Origin of the sequence: Rhizobium cauense (assembly GCF_019511525.1) — a bacterium.
GTDB lineage: Bacteria > Pseudomonadota > Alphaproteobacteria > Rhizobiales > Rhizobiaceae > Rhizobium > Rhizobium cauense.
In genome coordinates, this window is the sequence record NZ_JAEUAT010000004.1 from 138,132 (window position 1) to 153,154 (window position 15,023).

The 15,023-nt window shown below is 59.3% G+C and carries 16 protein-coding genes; 5 read left to right on the forward strand and 11 right to left on the reverse strand.

Annotated elements, in window-relative coordinates:
• The first annotated feature begins 152 nt into the window (after nucleotides 1-152).
• The 4 genes from uraH to xdhC are packed head-to-tail and all read left to right on the forward strand — an operon-like array spanning nucleotide 153 to nucleotide 5,207.
• Nucleotides 153-515: a hydroxyisourate hydrolase gene (gene uraH, locus JNB88_RS09180; protein WP_220355181.1), complete on the forward strand. Its 363-nt coding sequence runs from the start codon at nucleotides 153-155 to the stop codon at nucleotides 513-515.
• A gap of 3 nt (nucleotides 516-518) precedes the next feature.
• Nucleotides 519-2,000: a xanthine dehydrogenase small subunit gene (gene xdhA / locus JNB88_RS09185; RefSeq protein WP_220355182.1), complete on the forward strand. Its 1,482-nt coding sequence runs from the start codon at nucleotides 519-521 to the stop codon at nucleotides 1,998-2,000.
• 11 nt (nucleotides 2,001-2,011) lie between these two features.
• Nucleotides 2,012-4,348, forward strand: coding sequence for a xanthine dehydrogenase molybdopterin binding subunit (gene xdhB, locus JNB88_RS09190; RefSeq protein WP_220355183.1), 2,337 nt, complete (start codon nucleotides 2,012-2,014; stop codon nucleotides 4,346-4,348).
• 4 nt (nucleotides 4,349-4,352) lie between these two features.
• Nucleotides 4,353-5,207 carry a xanthine dehydrogenase accessory protein XdhC gene (xdhC, locus tag JNB88_RS09195; RefSeq protein ID WP_220355184.1) on the forward strand — a complete coding sequence of 285 codons (855 nt, stop codon included), beginning with the start codon at nucleotides 4,353-4,355 and terminating at the stop codon, nucleotides 5,205-5,207.
• Between the two features lie 5 nt (nucleotides 5,208-5,212).
• On the opposite strand, the gene JNB88_RS09200 is transcribed toward xdhC, so the two are convergent.
• The 10 genes from JNB88_RS09200 to JNB88_RS09245 form a co-directional block, all read right to left on the reverse strand.
• The gene (locus JNB88_RS09200) at nucleotides 5,213-6,124 is read right to left on the reverse strand and encodes an ABC transporter permease (protein WP_220355185.1); all 912 of its coding nucleotides are present in this window, start codon (nucleotides 6,122-6,124) and stop codon (nucleotides 5,213-5,215) included.
• The gene (locus tag JNB88_RS09205; protein ID WP_220355186.1) at nucleotides 6,121-7,221 is read right to left on the reverse strand and encodes an ABC transporter permease; all 1,101 of its coding nucleotides are present in this window, start codon (nucleotides 7,219-7,221) and stop codon (nucleotides 6,121-6,123) included. The genes JNB88_RS09200 and JNB88_RS09205 overlap by 4 nt, the downstream gene beginning before the upstream one ends.
• The gene (locus JNB88_RS09210) at nucleotides 7,218-8,738 is read right to left on the reverse strand and encodes an ABC transporter ATP-binding protein (RefSeq protein WP_220355187.1); all 1,521 of its coding nucleotides are present in this window, start codon (nucleotides 8,736-8,738) and stop codon (nucleotides 7,218-7,220) included. Before JNB88_RS09210 ends, JNB88_RS09205 begins: the two co-directional genes overlap by 4 nt.
• 3 nt (nucleotides 8,739-8,741) lie before the next feature.
• Nucleotides 8,742-9,839 (reverse strand): BMP family ABC transporter substrate-binding protein, encoded by a 1,098-nt coding sequence (locus JNB88_RS09215; protein WP_220355188.1) that lies wholly within the window; start codon nucleotides 9,837-9,839, stop codon nucleotides 8,742-8,744.
• A 24-nt stretch (nucleotides 9,840-9,863) separates the two neighbouring features.
• Entirely contained in the window at nucleotides 9,864-11,243 is a 1,380-nt protein-coding gene (locus tag JNB88_RS09220) for an amidohydrolase (RefSeq protein WP_220355189.1), read from the reverse strand.
• Nucleotide 11,244: 1 nt separating this feature from the next.
• Nucleotides 11,245-11,904, reverse strand: coding sequence for a glutathione S-transferase family protein (locus JNB88_RS09225; RefSeq protein ID WP_037129376.1), 660 nt, complete (start codon nucleotides 11,902-11,904; stop codon nucleotides 11,245-11,247).
• A complete protein-coding gene (locus tag JNB88_RS09230; RefSeq protein WP_220355190.1) occupies nucleotides 11,901-12,746 on the reverse strand; it encodes an aromatic ring-hydroxylating oxygenase subunit alpha in 846 nt (281 codons plus the stop codon). Before JNB88_RS09230 ends, JNB88_RS09225 begins: the two co-directional genes overlap by 4 nt.
• Nucleotides 12,743-13,396, reverse strand: coding sequence for a Rieske (2Fe-2S) protein (locus tag JNB88_RS09235; RefSeq protein ID WP_220355191.1), 654 nt, complete (start codon nucleotides 13,394-13,396; stop codon nucleotides 12,743-12,745). The genes JNB88_RS09230 and JNB88_RS09235 overlap by 4 nt, the downstream gene beginning before the upstream one ends.
• A gap of 170 nt (nucleotides 13,397-13,566) precedes the next feature.
• Nucleotides 13,567-13,836, reverse strand: a complete 270-nt coding sequence (locus JNB88_RS09240) for an acylphosphatase (protein ID WP_220355192.1) — start codon at nucleotides 13,834-13,836, stop codon at nucleotides 13,567-13,569.
• 49 nt (nucleotides 13,837-13,885) lie between these two features.
• Nucleotides 13,886-14,101, reverse strand: a complete 216-nt coding sequence (locus tag JNB88_RS09245; RefSeq protein ID WP_220355193.1) for a hypothetical protein — start codon at nucleotides 14,099-14,101, stop codon at nucleotides 13,886-13,888.
• Between the two features lie 249 nt (nucleotides 14,102-14,350).
• Between JNB88_RS09245 and JNB88_RS09250 the strand changes: the two genes are divergently transcribed.
• Complete coding sequence (locus JNB88_RS09250; RefSeq protein WP_220355194.1) at nucleotides 14,351-14,632, forward strand: hypothetical protein; 282 nt, start codon at nucleotides 14,351-14,353, stop codon at nucleotides 14,630-14,632.
• Between the two features lie 50 nt (nucleotides 14,633-14,682).
• Here the strand turns inward: JNB88_RS09250 and JNB88_RS09255 are convergent, their stop codons facing one another.
• The gene (locus JNB88_RS09255; RefSeq protein WP_037129387.1) at nucleotides 14,683-14,895 is read right to left on the reverse strand and encodes a hypothetical protein; all 213 of its coding nucleotides are present in this window, start codon (nucleotides 14,893-14,895) and stop codon (nucleotides 14,683-14,685) included.
• Between the last annotated feature and the right edge of the window lie 128 nt (nucleotides 14,896-15,023).

A 15,023-nucleotide genomic window follows, 5' to 3' on the forward strand; every position in this document is an offset into this window, starting at 1 on the left:
CTCCAAACGTTGGGAATGGCAATTCCTACCCAGAAATTCTGGCCGCCATTCCCGTCGAAAATTTTGAAAGTCTCGAAGCATTGGCCCGCTACAAAAGGGTAATCGGGTGGCCGATACTGACCCGACGAAATGCAGTCTTCGGGAGGTACCGCATGCAATCTCACTCTGGCTCCGGTCGGCTCACCACCCATGTGCTCGACACTGCTCGGGGCACACCGGCGCAAGGATTGCGCATCGAGCTTTTGCGCATTTACGGCGAACGCGCGGAGCCAATTGCTGAGACGAGGACAAACGACGACGGTCGCTGTGACGAGCCGCTCTTGAGCGGGGAGGAAATGCAGGCAGGGACCTACGAGCTGCGCTTTCATGCCGGCGACTATCTGGGACGAGAGGATGGCCGGACTGCCTTTCTGGACGTTATTCCCGTCCGGTTCGGGATCACCGAGCAGGCTGGGCACTACCATATCCCTCTATTGCTCTCGCCCTTCAGTTATTCGACCTATCGCGGGAGCTAGGCCATGACCGTCGAAATCCGCAAAACCATACGCTTCCTTCTGAACGACCGATTGGTCGAGCTTTCAACAGTGTCCCCGGTTCGCACGTTGCTCGACTTCCTGCGTCTCGATCGCGAACTTCGTGGCACGAAGGAAGGCTGCGCAGAAGGAGATTGCGGCGCCTGCACGGTTCTGGTTGGTCGCCTTCTGGCGGGACGCCTCAAATACGAAACGGTCAATGCCTGTATCCGTTTTGTCGGGTCGCTCGATGGCTGTCATGTCGTAACTGTTGATGCGCTGGCGGTCCCAGGCGGGCCGTTGCATCCCGTCCAGCAAGCGATGGTCGACACCCACGCATCGCAATGTGGTTTCTGCACGCCTGGCTTTGTGATGTCGCTTTACGGTCTTTGGATGGAAAATCCGAAGCCTTCGATCGACGAGATCGAGAAGGCGCTACAGGGCAACCTTTGTCGCTGCACTGGCTACGCCGCGATCGTCCGCGCTGCCGAGGCAATCTCATCGGTCGGAGATCTCGCAAGCGATCCCCTCGTTCGCGAGAGGGAAGCGATCAGCCGCCAGCTTGCTGCAATCAAGGACAACAAGCGCGTCGTTGTAGGTGAGGGACGTGATCGGTTCATCCTTCCAGCCTCTCTCGACGACCTCGCCGAGGTCTACGCCACGGAGCCTGATGCCCGGATTGTCGCGGGTTCGACCGACGTCGGGCTTTGGGTCACGAAGTTCATGCGTGACATTTCGCCGGTCGTCCACCTCACACATCTAGAGGAAATGCGTCGGATCGAAGTCGACACCAGCGGTGTGACGCTCGGCGCTGGCGTTAGCTACACCGAAGCCTATCCCATTATTGCCGAGCATTTCCCGCAGCTTCGCGAACTCTGGAACCGCATTGGCGGTCAGCAGGTTCGCAACATGGGGACTGTCGGAGGCAATATAGCCAATGGCTCGCCGATTGGTGATACACCGCCGGCGCTGATCGCGCTCGGCGCCTCCGTCACCTTGCGAAAGAACAAGGAACGGCGCGCAGTACCGCTCGAGCACTTTTTTATCGAGTATGGCAAGCAGGACAGGCAGCCAGGCGAATTCGTCGAATCCCTGCACGTCCCCTTCCTTGAGCAAGATGTCCGATATGCCGTTTACAAGATCACCAAGCGGCTGGATGAGGATATCTCCGCAGTTTGCGGTGCGTTTCGCGTCAATGTCGATGACGCGGGACGCGTCAGTGACGCTGTGATCGCTTTTGGTGGCATGGCCGGCACGCCAAAACGGGCCGCCCATGCAGAGGCGGCCCTGATGGGGGCGGACTGGACCGAAGCAGGCATAGAGCATGCGCTGACGGCGCTTGCGGCAGACTATACGCCGCTGACCGATTGGCGGGCCTCGGCGGACTACCGGCTGCTTGTTGCGAAGAACCTGTTGCGGCGGTTTTATCTGGAAACGAGCACTGCTGAGCCCATACGGCTCGACCGGGCCGTCAGGATGGCCGTGTGAGGAGACAAGACATGAACGTCATGCAGCCCATCGATCGCATTCGCGGTGGCGTCCACGACATGGAGCGTCACGAGTCTGGCCACAAGCATGTGACCGGAACGGCGGAATACATCGACGACATTCCTGAGCCGGCTGGGACGCTGCATGCCTATCTCGGCTTGTCTGAGCGGGCTCATGCGGAGATTTTGGCGATCGACTTCGAGGCAGTTTGCACGAGCCCCGGGGTGATCGGTGTGCTGACGGCTGACGATATCCCAGGTGAAAACGATATCAGTCCGGCCCACAAGCACGACGACCCTGTGTTTGCGACCACCCGTGTCGAGTTCCACGGCCAACCGATCTTTGCCGTTATTGCCAAAACGCGTGAGGAAGCCCGTCGCGCCGCCGCCAAGGTCAAGATTGACTACGCCGATTTGCCACACGTGACGGATGTCCTTGAGGCCGCTAAGGCGAATTATCCGCTTGTGATAGACCCTCTCAAGCTGGAGCGCGGGGACATCAAGGCGGGCTTTGAGGCGGCGACAAACATTGTCCAGGGCGAGATGCGCATTGGCGGCCAGGACCACTTCTATCTGGAGGGCCACATCTCCTTTGCTGTTCCGGGCGAGGACGACGAGATCACACTCTACTCCTCAACGCAGCATCCGAGTGAAACGCAGCACATGGTTGGCCAGGTGCTTGGTGTTCCATCCAATGCGGTCACGGTTAACGTGCGGCGCATTGGCGGAGCGTTCGGGGGCAAGGAAACGCAGGCTAACCTCTTCGCCGCCGTTGCGGCACTGGCCGCCAGGAAGTATCGCCGCGCCATCAAGATCAGGCCTGACCGCGACGACGACATGACGGCGACCGGAAAACGTCACGACTTTCATGTCGACTACAAGGTTGGCTTCGACGATGACGGACGCATCGAGGCCGTGGACGCGACGTTTGCGGCGCGTTGCGGCTTTTCGGCCGATCTCTCAGGTCCCGTGACGGATCGCGCGCTTTTCCATGCCGACAACTGCTACTTCTATCCGCATGTGCGGCTGCGCTCGCGGCCCCTCAAGACCAACACTGTCTCGAACACGGCTTTCCGCGGCTTCGGTGGTCCGCAGGGCATGGTTGGGGGCGAGCGGATGATCGAACATATAGCCTACACGCTCGGCAAGGATCCGCTCGAGATCCGCAAGCTAAATTTCTATGGGGACGAAGGACGCAACCTCACGCCCTATCATCAGGCGGTCGAGGACAACATCATCGGTCGGATCATCGAGGAGCTCGAAGCCTCCGCGGATTATGGAGCTCGACGGAGAGAGATTGTCGCATTCAACCGCAAGAGCCGTGTGATCAAGCGTGGCATTGCTCTGACGCCTGTAAAGTTCGGCATCTCTTTCACCAAGACCGAGTACAACCAGGCCGGTGCGCTGGTGCATGTCTATGCTGACGGCTCGATCCATCTCAATCATGGTGGCACCGAGATGGGGCAGGGCCTCTATACCAAGGTGGCACAAGTCGTCGCCGACGAATTCTGCGTCGATCTCGACCGGATAAAGGTGACCGCAACCTCGACGGGCAAAGTCCCGAACACCTCCGCGACAGCGGCATCGTCTGGGTCGGACCTCAATGGCATGGCCGCCGCCGACGCCGTCAAGCAGATCAAGGCACGGCTGGTCGCTTTCGCGTGCGAGCGCTACGGTCTTTCGGAAACGGATGTTGCCTTCGAGCCGAACGTTATCCGTGTTGGCGCCGATAGGATCCCGTTCGCCGATTTCATCAAGTCCGCCTATGGCGCGCGTGTTCAGCTTTCGGCGGCCGGCTTCTACAAGACCCCGAAAATCCACTGGAACCGCGCGGAGGGGCGTGGCCGGCCGTTCTTCTATTATGCCTATGGTGCGTCCTGCTCGGAAGTCAGCGTCGATATTCTCACCGGAGAATATCAGGTTGATCGCACGGACATTCTGCACGACGTTGGGCGTTCGCTGAACCCGGCGCTGGACATTGGCCAGGTCGAAGGCGCTTTCGTGCAGGGCATGGGCTGGCTGACGACGGAAGAACTCTGGTGGGATGCAAAGGGACGCCTGCGCACGCACGCACCGTCGACCTATAAGATCCCGCTCGCATCCGATCGCCCAAGAATATTCAACGTTCGCCTTGCGGAGTGGTCGGTCAACAGGGAAGAGACCATCCGCAGGTCAAAGGCGGTCGGCGAGCCACCCTTTATGCTCGGCATATCGGTGTTGGAGGCAATCTCCATGGCGGCCGCGAGCGTTGCAGACTATCATGTCCCTCCCTGCATCGATGCGCCCGCCACGCCAGAACGCGTATTGATGGCCATTGAACGCATTCGCGCTGTTGAAAGGAAAGGATGACCGGATGCCTGCCGCTCGCGACGATTTGCGGGATTTTCTGCGCAAGCAGCCGGACTGCATCCTTGTCGAGGTGACGGGGGCGCTCGGCTCGACGCCGCGCGATACAGACGCGTGGATGCTGGTCTCCAGAGACCAGTCTTTTTCGACTATCGGCGGCGGGCAGTTGGAGTACATGGCGATGGACCAGGCACGACGGACCTTGCGCCAATCCCAGTCGACGGCAACGATGAACGTACCGCTCGGCCCGGAGATCGGTCAATGCTGCGGAGGCCGGGTTGGTTTGACGTTCACCGCAGTCTCGGATGAAATTGCCCGCCAGTTGATCGCTCGAACCGATGCCGAAATTGCCCGACGGCCCAACGTCTACATTTTTGGAGCCGGACACGTCGGTGATGCGCTCGCCCTGGCACTGTCGCTGGCGCCGCTGCGTACAGTGCTGGTCGATACGCGCGAAGACGAGCTTGCTGCATCCCGCGCAAGCGGCGTCGAAACCTGCCTGACTGCCATGCCGGAGGCTATCGTACGCGGTGCTCCATCAGGCAGTTCCTTCGTCATTCTCACCCATGACCATGCGCTCGACTTCCTGATTGCAGCAGAAGCCCTCCGGCGCGACGACGCCGCCTATGTCGGGATGATCGGTTCGAAAACCAAGCGCGCCACCTTCAAGAACTGGTTGACGCGTGACGCGGGTAGGCCAGAGCTTCTAGATCGTCTTGTCTGCCCGATCGGGGGTACTGCGATCAAGGACAAGCGGCCGTCCGTCATTGCGACCTTGGCGGCTGCCGAGATCATGGTTGCCGCGCTCACCTTTGCGGTGACTGAGCGCGGTAAGCCTATGATCAAGGCAGACAGGCAGTAATGTGACTACCGATCGAATGGTTCACCAAGCGAAGCGACGCCGTTGAGCTTCAGCAGTCGACGGTCGGCCGAGATAATGCCGAGCACAATGATGGTGACGAGGTAGGGCAGGCTTGCAAGCAACTGGGACGGAACGTTCAGTCCGGTCGCCTGCGCTGCAAGGCCCATCAAGGACACGGCCCCGAAGAGACACGCTCCGAGGAATATGCGGCCGGTAAGCCAGGTCCCAAACACGACCAGCGCGATCGCAATCCAACCCCGTCCCGCGATCATGCCGTCTGCCCAGAGCGGGGTATAGACAACAGAGGCATATGCACCGGCAAAGCCTGCCATCATGCCGCCGAACGCTACCGCAGCAACTCGAACCGCGATGACGTGATAGCCGATGGCGTGCGCGGCCTTCGGATTTTCGCCGACAGCGCGCACGATCAGTCCAATCTTCGAATAGGCAAACATTGCCCAGATAGCGAGGGTGGCGGCCAGTGACAGCCAAACGACGATATCCTGAACGAAAAGCCCACCGACAACTGGAATGTCCGAAAGCCCGGGGATCGAAAGCTTGGGGAGCCCTTTGACTGTCAGGCTTTCATATGTCTTTCCGAACAACGCGGACAGGCCCTGACCAAGAATGCCGATTGCGAGACCGGTTGCGACCTGGTTGGCACGAAAGCCAAGGGCGATCACCGCGAAAAGAAGGGATAGTATCGCGCCGCCAAGCCCTGCTGCCAAGAACCCCAGCATGTGCCCGGCGCCGTGATAGACGACAATGAAGCCGAGTGCCGCCCCAAAGGCCATCAGCCCTTCCACGCCAAGGTTGAGAACCCCAGCACGCTCAACGACCAACTCGCCGAGTGCAGCGAGGAGAAACGGCGTTGCTGCCGCGAGCATCCCTGCAAGAATGAACTCGATAGCATTCATGACTGACCCCGGTAGGCGGAACGCCGCCACTCGAAACGATAGCGAACGAAGGCGATGGCAACCAGGTAAGCAAGCAGAAGACTGCCCTGGAAAACACGGACGGCAGCAATCGGCAGGTTTGCCGACACCATGGCGTTGTCGCCGCCGATATAGAGTGCAGCCATGAACAGGGCGGAGATCATAATGCCTATCGGATGAAGGCCACCGAGATAGGCGACAATGATCGCAGAATAGCCGTAGCCAGTCGAAATCGACCGTTGTAACTGCCCCAGGGGACCGGCAACCTCAGCCGCCCCGGCAAGCCCCGCAGCGCAACCACCAATCAAGAGGGAAAGCCATATCGCGCGGCTCTCCTTGAAGCCGGCATAGGCCGCAGCGCGTGGCGCCAGGCCGCCGACCTGGAGTTTGTATCCGGCAAAACTCCTCTGCATGAAAACCCAGGCCGCAAAAGAAAGTGCAATGGTGACCAGAAGAGAGACATTAACACGCGTTCCGGAAATCAGGATGGGAACCATCGCGTCGTACTGGAACATCACGGATTGAGGAAAGTTAAAGCCGTTCGGATCCTTCCAGGGGCCAAGCAGCAAATAGTTGAGGAGTTGCGCGGCGACGAGGCTGAGCATCAGTGATACGAGGATCTCGTTTGCGTTGAGCCGCACCCGCCAGAATGCCGTCAACGAAGCCCACAAGGCGCCACCGAGAACGCCAAGAACAAGCATCAATGGCCATATCCATTGGCCCGTTGCTTCGGGAAGCCAGATCGGGATTGAAGAGGCGAAGATCGCGCCCAGTATGAACTGACCTTCAGCGCCGATGTTGAATACTTTCGCGCGAAAGCCAATCGCAAGTCCTTGGGCGATCAGCAGAAGTGGGCCTGCCTTCAACAACACTTCCGAAAACGATGCCCAGGAGAGGAATGGTTCGAGAAGCATTGCATAGACGACATCGACGGGGTTGCGCCCCATCAGCACGTAGAGACCAAGATTGATTGCGATGGTCACTGCCAGGGCAATGAAAGGCGCGAGGAGGGTTGCCACAAGCGAAGCGCGCTCCCGGCGAACAAGCGTGGGCAAAAAGCCGGCGAACAAGGCGCTCATACGTTGACTTTCTCGGTGGGCCGGGCGCCGATCATGTAGCGACCGATTTCCTCGGGTCGAGTGTCCCGCGTCACGAGCGGCGGGCTCAGCGTGCCGTGATAGAGAACCTGGATGAAATCACAAAGCTCGAAAAGCTCCTCGAGTTCCTCGGATATGACGAGAATGGCCATGCCTTGGTTGCGCAATTCGACCAGCCTTCGGCGCACGGCAGACGCCGCGCCAATGTCGACGCCCCAGGTCGGCTGAGCGACGAAAAGCAGTTTCGGCGCCAGCATGATCTCGCGGCCGACGATGAATTTCTGCAGATTGCCGCCTGAAAGCGCACCGGCTTCCGCTTCAGGTCCGGGCGTGCGCACGTCGTACTGGCGAATGCAGTCATTCGTAAGAGCGGTTACCTTGTCCCTGTTGATCAGGCCCCGGCGCAACAGGTTCAACGGATGAGCCGTCAGCAAACTGTTGAGAACGAGCGACATTTCGGGAACCGCGCCACGCCCGAGCCGGTCTTCCGGAACGAACGCAAATCCCAGCTGACGCCGGGCGGCGGCGTCGAGCCTGCCGACGTCCTGTCCCATCATGTATATCCTGTCACGCTTGTCCCTTGTCAAAACGGTCTCGCCGGAGATCAGTGAAGCAAGCTCACTTTGCCCGTTGCCCGAAACGCCAGCGATGCCGAGGATCTCCCCGGCACGCACGGTAAGCGTGACGTCGGAGAGCGCGACGGCGAACGGATCGTCCGGTCGGTGGTCAAGGCCAACGATCTCAAGACGCTTCTCGCCCCCGGACAAGGCTACCGCAGGCATGGGTTCGGGCATGTCGCGGCCGATCATCATGCGTGCAAGGTCATGGGCGTCGTGTTCCCGTGGATCGATATGTCCCGTAACACGCCCGCCGCGCAGAATCGTCGCCCTGTCGCAGATGGCCCGGATTTCCTCGAGCTTGTGAGAGATGAAAAGGATTGAAACGCCGCCATCACGCAGCCTGCGCAGCGTATCGAAAAGCTTCTCTACCAATTGTGGAGGAAGGACGGAGGTCGGTTCATCCAGGATCAGCAGCCTTGGATTGGTCATCAGGCTGCGAATGATCTCCACGCGCTGCCGCTCGCCCACGGACAGGACGTGAACATGCGCGAGCGGATCGACCTCAAGGCCGAAGTCGCGACCAAGCGAGCGAATGCGTTCAATAAGGTCAGCTTTTTTGCCGGGAACAACCAACTGGATATTTTCAACGACAGTCAGCGTCTCGAACAGCGAAAAGTGTTGGAAGACCATACCGATCCCCCTTCGCCTCGCCTCTGCAGGAGAGGCGAAGGTCAAGGGTTCTCCTTCCCAGACGACGGTCCCGCTGTCTGGTTGCTCGACGCCGTAAATCATCTTCATCAGCGTCGATTTGCCCGCCCCGTTCTCCCCGAGAATTGCATGGATCGATTGCGGCGCTACGTCGAGATCGATGCCCTGATTGGCATGGATCTGTCCGTAGCTCTTTGAGATGCCGCGAAGGGATAGAAGCGGAGCGGTCATGGGTTACTTCGGCAGCGGCGTGGTCACGCCCTTGACGTGCCAGTCCATGGCGACGATTTCGGCATCCGTCATGGTCTTGCCTGAGGCGACGCCTTCGCTTCCATCTGCCTTGGTAATCGGGCCGGTAAATGGTGAAAGGCTTCCATCGGCGATCTTTGCCTCTGCGGCCTTGATCTTCGTCATCGTGTCAGCAGGGACTGCGGGGTTCCAGTCAACCACCTCGACAACCTTGTCGGCCACGCCAAGGAAGGTGTTGGCGCCTTTGAACGTGCCTGCAAGGTGAGCGTCGACCGAAGCCTTAAAGAATGGCGACCAGTCGGTTGAAACGCAGCCGAGATATGTCTTCGGAGCGTAGCTCTTCATGGAGGAGTTGAGGTTGAACGAATAAACGCCGGCTTCTTCACATGCCGCAACGACGGAGGGCGTGTCCTGCGCATTGGAGAAGATGACATCGCACTTTTGCGCGATCAGAGCCTTGGCCGCTTCCTGCTCCTTGGCCGGGTCGAACCAGGAGTTCACCCAGACGACGGAAACCTCGATATCGGGATTTACTGCCTGCGCACCGAGCGTGAACGCATTGATGGAGGTGATGAGTTCGGGGATGGCGAAGGCAGAAACCGAACCGAGCTTGCCGGTCTTGGAAAGCGCAGCCGCCGCCATGCCCAGGAGATAGGTTCCCTGGAAGTATTTGGCAGCGAACGGCGAGAAGTTCGGAGCCACCTGGAAGCCAGAGGCATGCAGGACGGTGACCTTCGGATTGCGACGGGCGATTTGCAACGCACCGTTCTGATATCCGAACGACCCGGCGATCAGGAAGTTGTTCCCGTCTGCGACCGTCTTGTTCATGATCCGGTCGGCGTCCGGCCCTTCGGCGATATTCTCGATAACCGTTACTTTAACCTTGTCGCCATACGCGGCCTTGACCGGTTCCAGCCCGGCAGCCAGAGCATGACCCCAGCCGACGTCGCCGATCGGCGAAGGGACGACGAGCGTAATGCCCAGTGGTTCGTCGGCAGCAAACGCGGCGCGACCTCCAAGTGTACCAGCAAGGCCGACTGCCGCGGCTCCCTGCAACAGTGTTCTGCGAGTGATATTTGTCATGGTCTGGTTCCCCTTCTTGGTGTCTTAGAAATCCACTGTCGCCAGAGCCGCTTCCGCCTCGGCAAACAGCCGCGCTTCATCGAGCCCCACGAATTCGCCCTTTTGCCAGACGACGCGACCGTTGATCATTGTCATATCGGTCGGCATCCCGATGCCGACCTTGGCAATCAGACTGAGTGGGTCGTGTCGTGTTCCGACGTAGTCCATGCGCCGGGTGTCGATTGCAAAGAGATCCGCGGCCATGCCCGGCGCAAGTCGGCCAATGTCGCGACGGCCGAGCAGCGCGGCACCGCCGCTTGTTGCAAAGCTCAGGAAATCGACCGGAGGTGGAACGGGATGCTCGCGCGTCGATGCAGCCAGGCACTGCAGCATGTAGGACGAGTGCACACAATGCATCAGGTTTGAATTGTCGTTTGACGCCGCGCCGTCGCAACCGAGACCAACGCGCAGGCCGAAGGCTGCCATGGCGGGAATATCGGTCACTTCGGCTCCGACCAGATAGACAGGCTCGGGGCAATGGGAAACACCGGTACCGTCTGCCGCCATCTTTTTGAGTTCGTCGTGCGTCAGCTCCCAGCAATGGGCGTAGAAGGCATCAGGGCCTGCAAAGCCGAGGTCCGCGCAATAGTCTACCGTGCGCATGCCATGTCGCGCCTCAATGACCGGACTTTCACCTTCGCCAACATGCGTGTGCATCTGGACGCCGCGATCACGTGCCAGGGCGACCGACTCGACGAAGGTTTCACGGTAGCAATTGACCGGCTGGCAAGGCGCCACCACCACCTGGCGCATGCTGAATTCGCTGACATCATGATAGGTGTCAATCAGACGTGCGCAATCACCAATGAACTCGTCCGTCGTCTCGAGCATGGCATCCGGAATGGTCGAACCTTCGGATTTTGGCAGCGTATTACCGCCACGGCCGGCATGGAAACGCATCCCCAGGAGATCTGCTGCCTCGAACTGGCGATCGATCAGTCGTTTGCCAGCATGTCTTGGGAAGCAGTACTGGTGGTCGAAGGCCGTCGTGCAGCCATGCTTGATCATCTCGGCCATTGCGGTGACCGAGGAATGATAAAAGCAATCTTCGTTCAGCCGCGAGAATATCGGATAGATCCGGTCGAGCCATTCGATGACGGAAAGCTTCGTCCAGTCGAGATCTGCGCGGTTGCGCACGAAGCATTGGAAGAAGTGATGGTGCGTGTTGACGAGCCCGGGATAGACAAACCAGCCGGTGGCGTCCTGTACAATCGTGCCGCCCGGCAGTTCGCCCTGGCTGAGGTTTTCGCGGATCGCTTTGATCGCCGGTCCGCTCGTGAGGACATCCACATTGCGATGGACCGTCGGTCCCTTGCCGTCGTCGACGATCACGGCTGCACAATTCTTCAGTAGGTAGCCGGTCATCTCATTCCTCGCCCGGTGCGATCTGTGGCTCGGGCTTCAATTCGTGCAGCCGATGTATGCCTGGCATCTCGATAAACCGATCAAGCGCTCGTATGGCGCGCGACCAACGTCGAATTGCAGGATAGGGATCGAGTGAAACACCTCCGTCCGGCGCAAGCGCCACGTAAGGGAAGCAGGCAATGTCGGCCACGGTTGGACTGTCCGAAGCCAGGAACTGTTTGCCGCGCAGGTTTTGTTCGACAAGCCCCGCTTCCAATTCGCGTAGCGCAGCAATTCCCTGTGCCTGCAGGACAGCGATATTGCCTGGACGCAATAACATCTCGTGCAGACGCGCGCCTCCAAGGCTCGCGGTCAGCCGATGCGAGAATGACAGCCACTGCTGGACCCGGGCAGCAACGTCAGCCGTCCCGTCACCCAGCCATTCGGGAGCGCTCTTTGCAGCAAGATAGACAAGCATCGCCGAGGACTCTGTGAGGAGGAGGTCCCCGTCCTCAAGGATCGGGATCGATCCGGCAGGATTGAGCGCCAGGAGTTCGGATCCGCGGTGCTCGCCACCGGGGTGAAAATCAACCGGTCTGATATCGAGCTTCGTGCCGGTGAGCGCAGCCATCAGGCGCACCTTGTAGCAGCTGGGCGAAAGGATGTAGTCGTAGAGCTTCATTGCGCCACCAGTTGTGCGCCATAGGTATAGTTGTGGCGTTTCAGCCAGCGGCGATACGCCACCGACGTAAGGTCGGCGCGTGTTGGGATCTCCATTCCGGGATCCAGCGGAAGAAGGCGCGGGATCTGGTTTTCCAGGATCGATCGGTCCTGCAGAAAGATCGTTTGCTGGAAATGGATGAGATCGGTCATTGAGGTTTCATCGTCAAACAGCGCCATCCATGGCCAAACGTCGCACAAGTCCTCGGCCAGAGGCTGCACGAAAAGAGTAATGACATCCCACTCGCTCGGACGAGGTGGGCAGGTCTTATAGAGCACCGAGCAGGTCGGGGCCGGGACACGGTACATATATTCGGTGGTGATGCCGCCGCTTGCGGATTTCGCGGCCTGCGGCTGATAGAACTTCACCTGGGTTGCCCAAACCTCGTCCTCGACGTCCCTGATCTCGACCTTGTAGTTCTGGACTTCGGTGTGTGGTTCTGCACCGAGGATGTCCGTGTGCACAAAGGGGAAGTGTGCAATGTCGAGAAAGTTTTCGACTGCGCGCAGCGGCGAGCAGCGCACCCGAACAACGCCAACATCGACGAAGCGGCGTCCGGGCTGGTCGGCCTCGGGAATGGCAAAAAGTTCCTTTTGGGGTTCGCCGAGGGACGACCAAACGTGTCCATAGCGAACGCAGACGGGCAAGGCACGCCCACTGTCAGCTGTTACACTCGCCGTACCGTCGGCGCCGACCGAGACCTCGATCGGTTCGCCCATGAGGGCGGTCTTGTGTGAATGTTTACCAAGTTGGCTGACGAGGCCGACAGGATACCACTCGTTGAGCATGGCTCCGTATGTCATACCAAGGCCCCCTTAGCCTGGACGCTTTCCGCGCTTCGCCGCAATGTCTCGGCAGCGCGTGACGCCGCGATGCGATCGGAGGAAGCGGTCTTGTCGTCAAGAAGAACATGGATGAGCGTCTGGTCATGATCCTGTTCAACAAGCAGGAACCGGATCTCTCTGGAATCGACGACTTGCCGAACAACCCCGTCGGCACCTGTTTTCGCGCCGGCTGCCTCTTCGATCGCGGCAATACCGGCCTGTGCGGCCAACGAGCGCAGTGGGACCAGGCCCTCAAAGCGCGGCGGCTGGTCAGCCGGTTCTCCAACGGCCACCCAAATCACACCGTCCGATTCGGCGACCTTCTGGGTTGCGACACGGATCGTTTCCGGTGGCACGAGGCCTGGATGTGCCGGAATGCGAAGACAGTGTCCCTCACTTGCGTAGCTCCAGCCATGATAGATGCACGACAGCGCCTCACCGCGAACAAAGCCGTGGGATAGCCGCATGCCGCGATGTGGACATCGGTCGGCCGATGCCGAAAGGCGTCCTGATTCACTTCTCCAAAGTGCGAAAGATCCGGCTGGTGTGCGTGCCGGTATGACCGTTCCCGCCGGCAAATCAGCGGAAAGGGCGACTGGCGTCCAAGAGCCCGTCGTATCGGATGGCATGATCAAACTTTCCAAACATTACCAATGCTTTGCCATGCTTCAGGTGCGGCGGGTGGAGTGGCCGCCTGCGACAGGCAGGCGCAACGTTTGCATAATTATTTCGCATTGGCAACGCTGATGAAATATGGGGCAGTGCATAACTGAATGTCTACCGAACCTGCAGGTGCCGCTCAGCTTGCATTGCTACCGATAGGCGTACGCTCGATGGCCTCGACCCAGACGTCGATGGGGCCGAGAGAGCATCCCATCTCCATCATGTCGATCAGTTCCGCCGGTCCTTCGACCTCGAGTTCGATGCGATCGGCGCTGGTGCGAGATATCGCCTGCGACAAGCCAAGTTTGGCTGCGTGGCGCTGGATCCATGGAATGAAAGAGGCGGCATCAAGATCGCCAAGGATCGTTATCCGTTCCTGAAGGTGGTCCTGATGCTGCTCTGTCATGATAATCTCGCAATCGTCTCTCGTCGGGCACAATAGCGACTGAACGGGTTTATGAAAGCCCTTGATTGGCGCGCTTGCCGGAGATCCGTCGTTTGGTTCTCGTGGAGGGCCCGGGTCGGCGCGGCCGGTTGAAGTCGGCGTCCCCACCTTGCGAGATAAGTTCGACATCAGGCACGTCTTGAAGCGGCCTGGCATTGATGGCCGCAATCTCGGCGGCGAGCTGTTTTAGTTCGGCCGTCACGCGTTCGATCAAGCTCTCGCTCATGACTGATCCCCCTGTTTACTGCTTCGCATATGTAACTATGTCGGCAGCTTTATTGTGGCAACGGTTGAGCGAACGATCGTACTGACGAATTGACATGCACAGGCTGCATGGAAGCCATGCCTTGCCTCGATGCGCTCGGATATCCATCTTACCACCAGGGCGATCGTCGCCTCCTTAATATCAATCAGTCAGAGCGTGTGCGGAGCGGTTGGGTAACCGTGTGGCGATCATGCGCGTTTGGAGATTTCGATGCAGGAACCTGGCAAGACGCTTGACGAAATGACACTTCGTGAACGGACGAACATCATTTCGATGGTCGCGCAAGCCCTGGAAGAGTCGGCGGAAGAGGCGCAAGATATCGGCGACGTTCGCTATGCCGCGAACTCGACCTGTCTTGCCAAGACAATCCGTGGGTTTGTTGGCGACCTCTCGCAGCGCGAACTCAGGGCTGCCACCATCCTGCTTGAACAGGGGATCTCGCTGATTGCGTCATTTGAGGGTCGAATGCGCCCAGAATGCCAATTGCACTAACGGAGTGCGGTAAAGGGGATGCGCCAGGCGATCCAGTGCACGAACTGCCGCTACCCGATGCCAAAGGGAGCGCGCCAAAGCGGTGTGCGAAGGTCGTGCTTTCGATGCGATCGCGACCTGCCGCGTGCCGCGAGCAATCTGTCCATCTCCCGCTGGTGATTGCCGAAGCTCGTCAGCAACCGTCGCGCTTCAGCCTTGTCGAGGCAATATTGTTCTTGCAGTGAGGCAGGTGAGTAGGTCGTTTCAGAGTGTTTCTCGGTCATTCTGGCTCCTTTCATGTGGGATAACCGACCTGTCCCCGCAGTCGTTCCGTCACTCAATGACACGGCGTGTAATGTTAAAGTGAAGGGGCGGGCGGCCAATCCGGACGTTGGCTGTCATCCAGCAGCCT

What these genes read in the sequence shown, in the direction of transcription:
- JNB88_RS09225 (WP_037129376.1), bottom strand. Translation starts at nt 11,904, where the DNA reads ATGAAGCTCTACGACTACATCCTTTCGCCCAGCTGCTACAAGGTGCGC.
- JNB88_RS09250 (WP_220355194.1), top strand. Translation starts at nt 14,351, where the DNA reads ATGCAGGAACCTGGCAAGACGCTTGACGAAATGACACTTCGTGAACGG.
- JNB88_RS09240 (WP_220355192.1), bottom strand. Translation starts at nt 13,836, where the DNA reads ATGACAGAGCAGCATCAGGACCACCTTCAGGAACGGATAACGATCCTT.
- JNB88_RS09245 (WP_220355193.1), bottom strand. Translation starts at nt 14,101, where the DNA reads ATGAGCGAGAGCTTGATCGAACGCGTGACGGCCGAACTAAAACAGCTC.
- JNB88_RS09205 (WP_220355186.1), bottom strand. Translation starts at nt 7,221, where the DNA reads ATGAGCGCCTTGTTCGCCGGCTTTTTGCCCACGCTTGTTCGCCGGGAG.
- uraH (WP_220355181.1), top strand. Translation starts at nt 153, where the DNA reads ATGCAATCTCACTCTGGCTCCGGTCGGCTCACCACCCATGTGCTCGAC.
- JNB88_RS09215 (WP_220355188.1), bottom strand. Translation starts at nt 9,839, where the DNA reads ATGACAAATATCACTCGCAGAACACTGTTGCAGGGAGCCGCGGCAGTC.
- JNB88_RS09220 (WP_220355189.1), bottom strand. Translation starts at nt 11,243, where the DNA reads ATGACCGGCTACCTACTGAAGAATTGTGCAGCCGTGATCGTCGACGAC.
- JNB88_RS09230 (WP_220355190.1), bottom strand. Translation starts at nt 12,746, where the DNA reads ATGACATACGGAGCCATGCTCAACGAGTGGTATCCTGTCGGCCTCGTC.
- JNB88_RS09235 (WP_220355191.1), bottom strand. Translation starts at nt 13,396, where the DNA reads ATGCCATCCGATACGACGGGCTCTTGGACGCCAGTCGCCCTTTCCGCT.
- JNB88_RS09255 (WP_037129387.1), bottom strand. Translation starts at nt 14,895, where the DNA reads ATGACCGAGAAACACTCTGAAACGACCTACTCACCTGCCTCACTGCAA.
- xdhA (WP_220355182.1), top strand. Translation starts at nt 519, where the DNA reads ATGACCGTCGAAATCCGCAAAACCATACGCTTCCTTCTGAACGACCGA.
- JNB88_RS09200 (WP_220355185.1), bottom strand. Translation starts at nt 6,124, where the DNA reads ATGAATGCTATCGAGTTCATTCTTGCAGGGATGCTCGCGGCAGCAACG.
- JNB88_RS09210 (WP_220355187.1), bottom strand. Translation starts at nt 8,738, where the DNA reads ATGACCGCTCCGCTTCTATCCCTTCGCGGCATCTCAAAGAGCTACGGA.
- xdhB (WP_220355183.1), top strand. Translation starts at nt 2,012, where the DNA reads ATGAACGTCATGCAGCCCATCGATCGCATTCGCGGTGGCGTCCACGAC.
- xdhC (WP_220355184.1), top strand. Translation starts at nt 4,353, where the DNA reads ATGCCTGCCGCTCGCGACGATTTGCGGGATTTTCTGCGCAAGCAGCCG.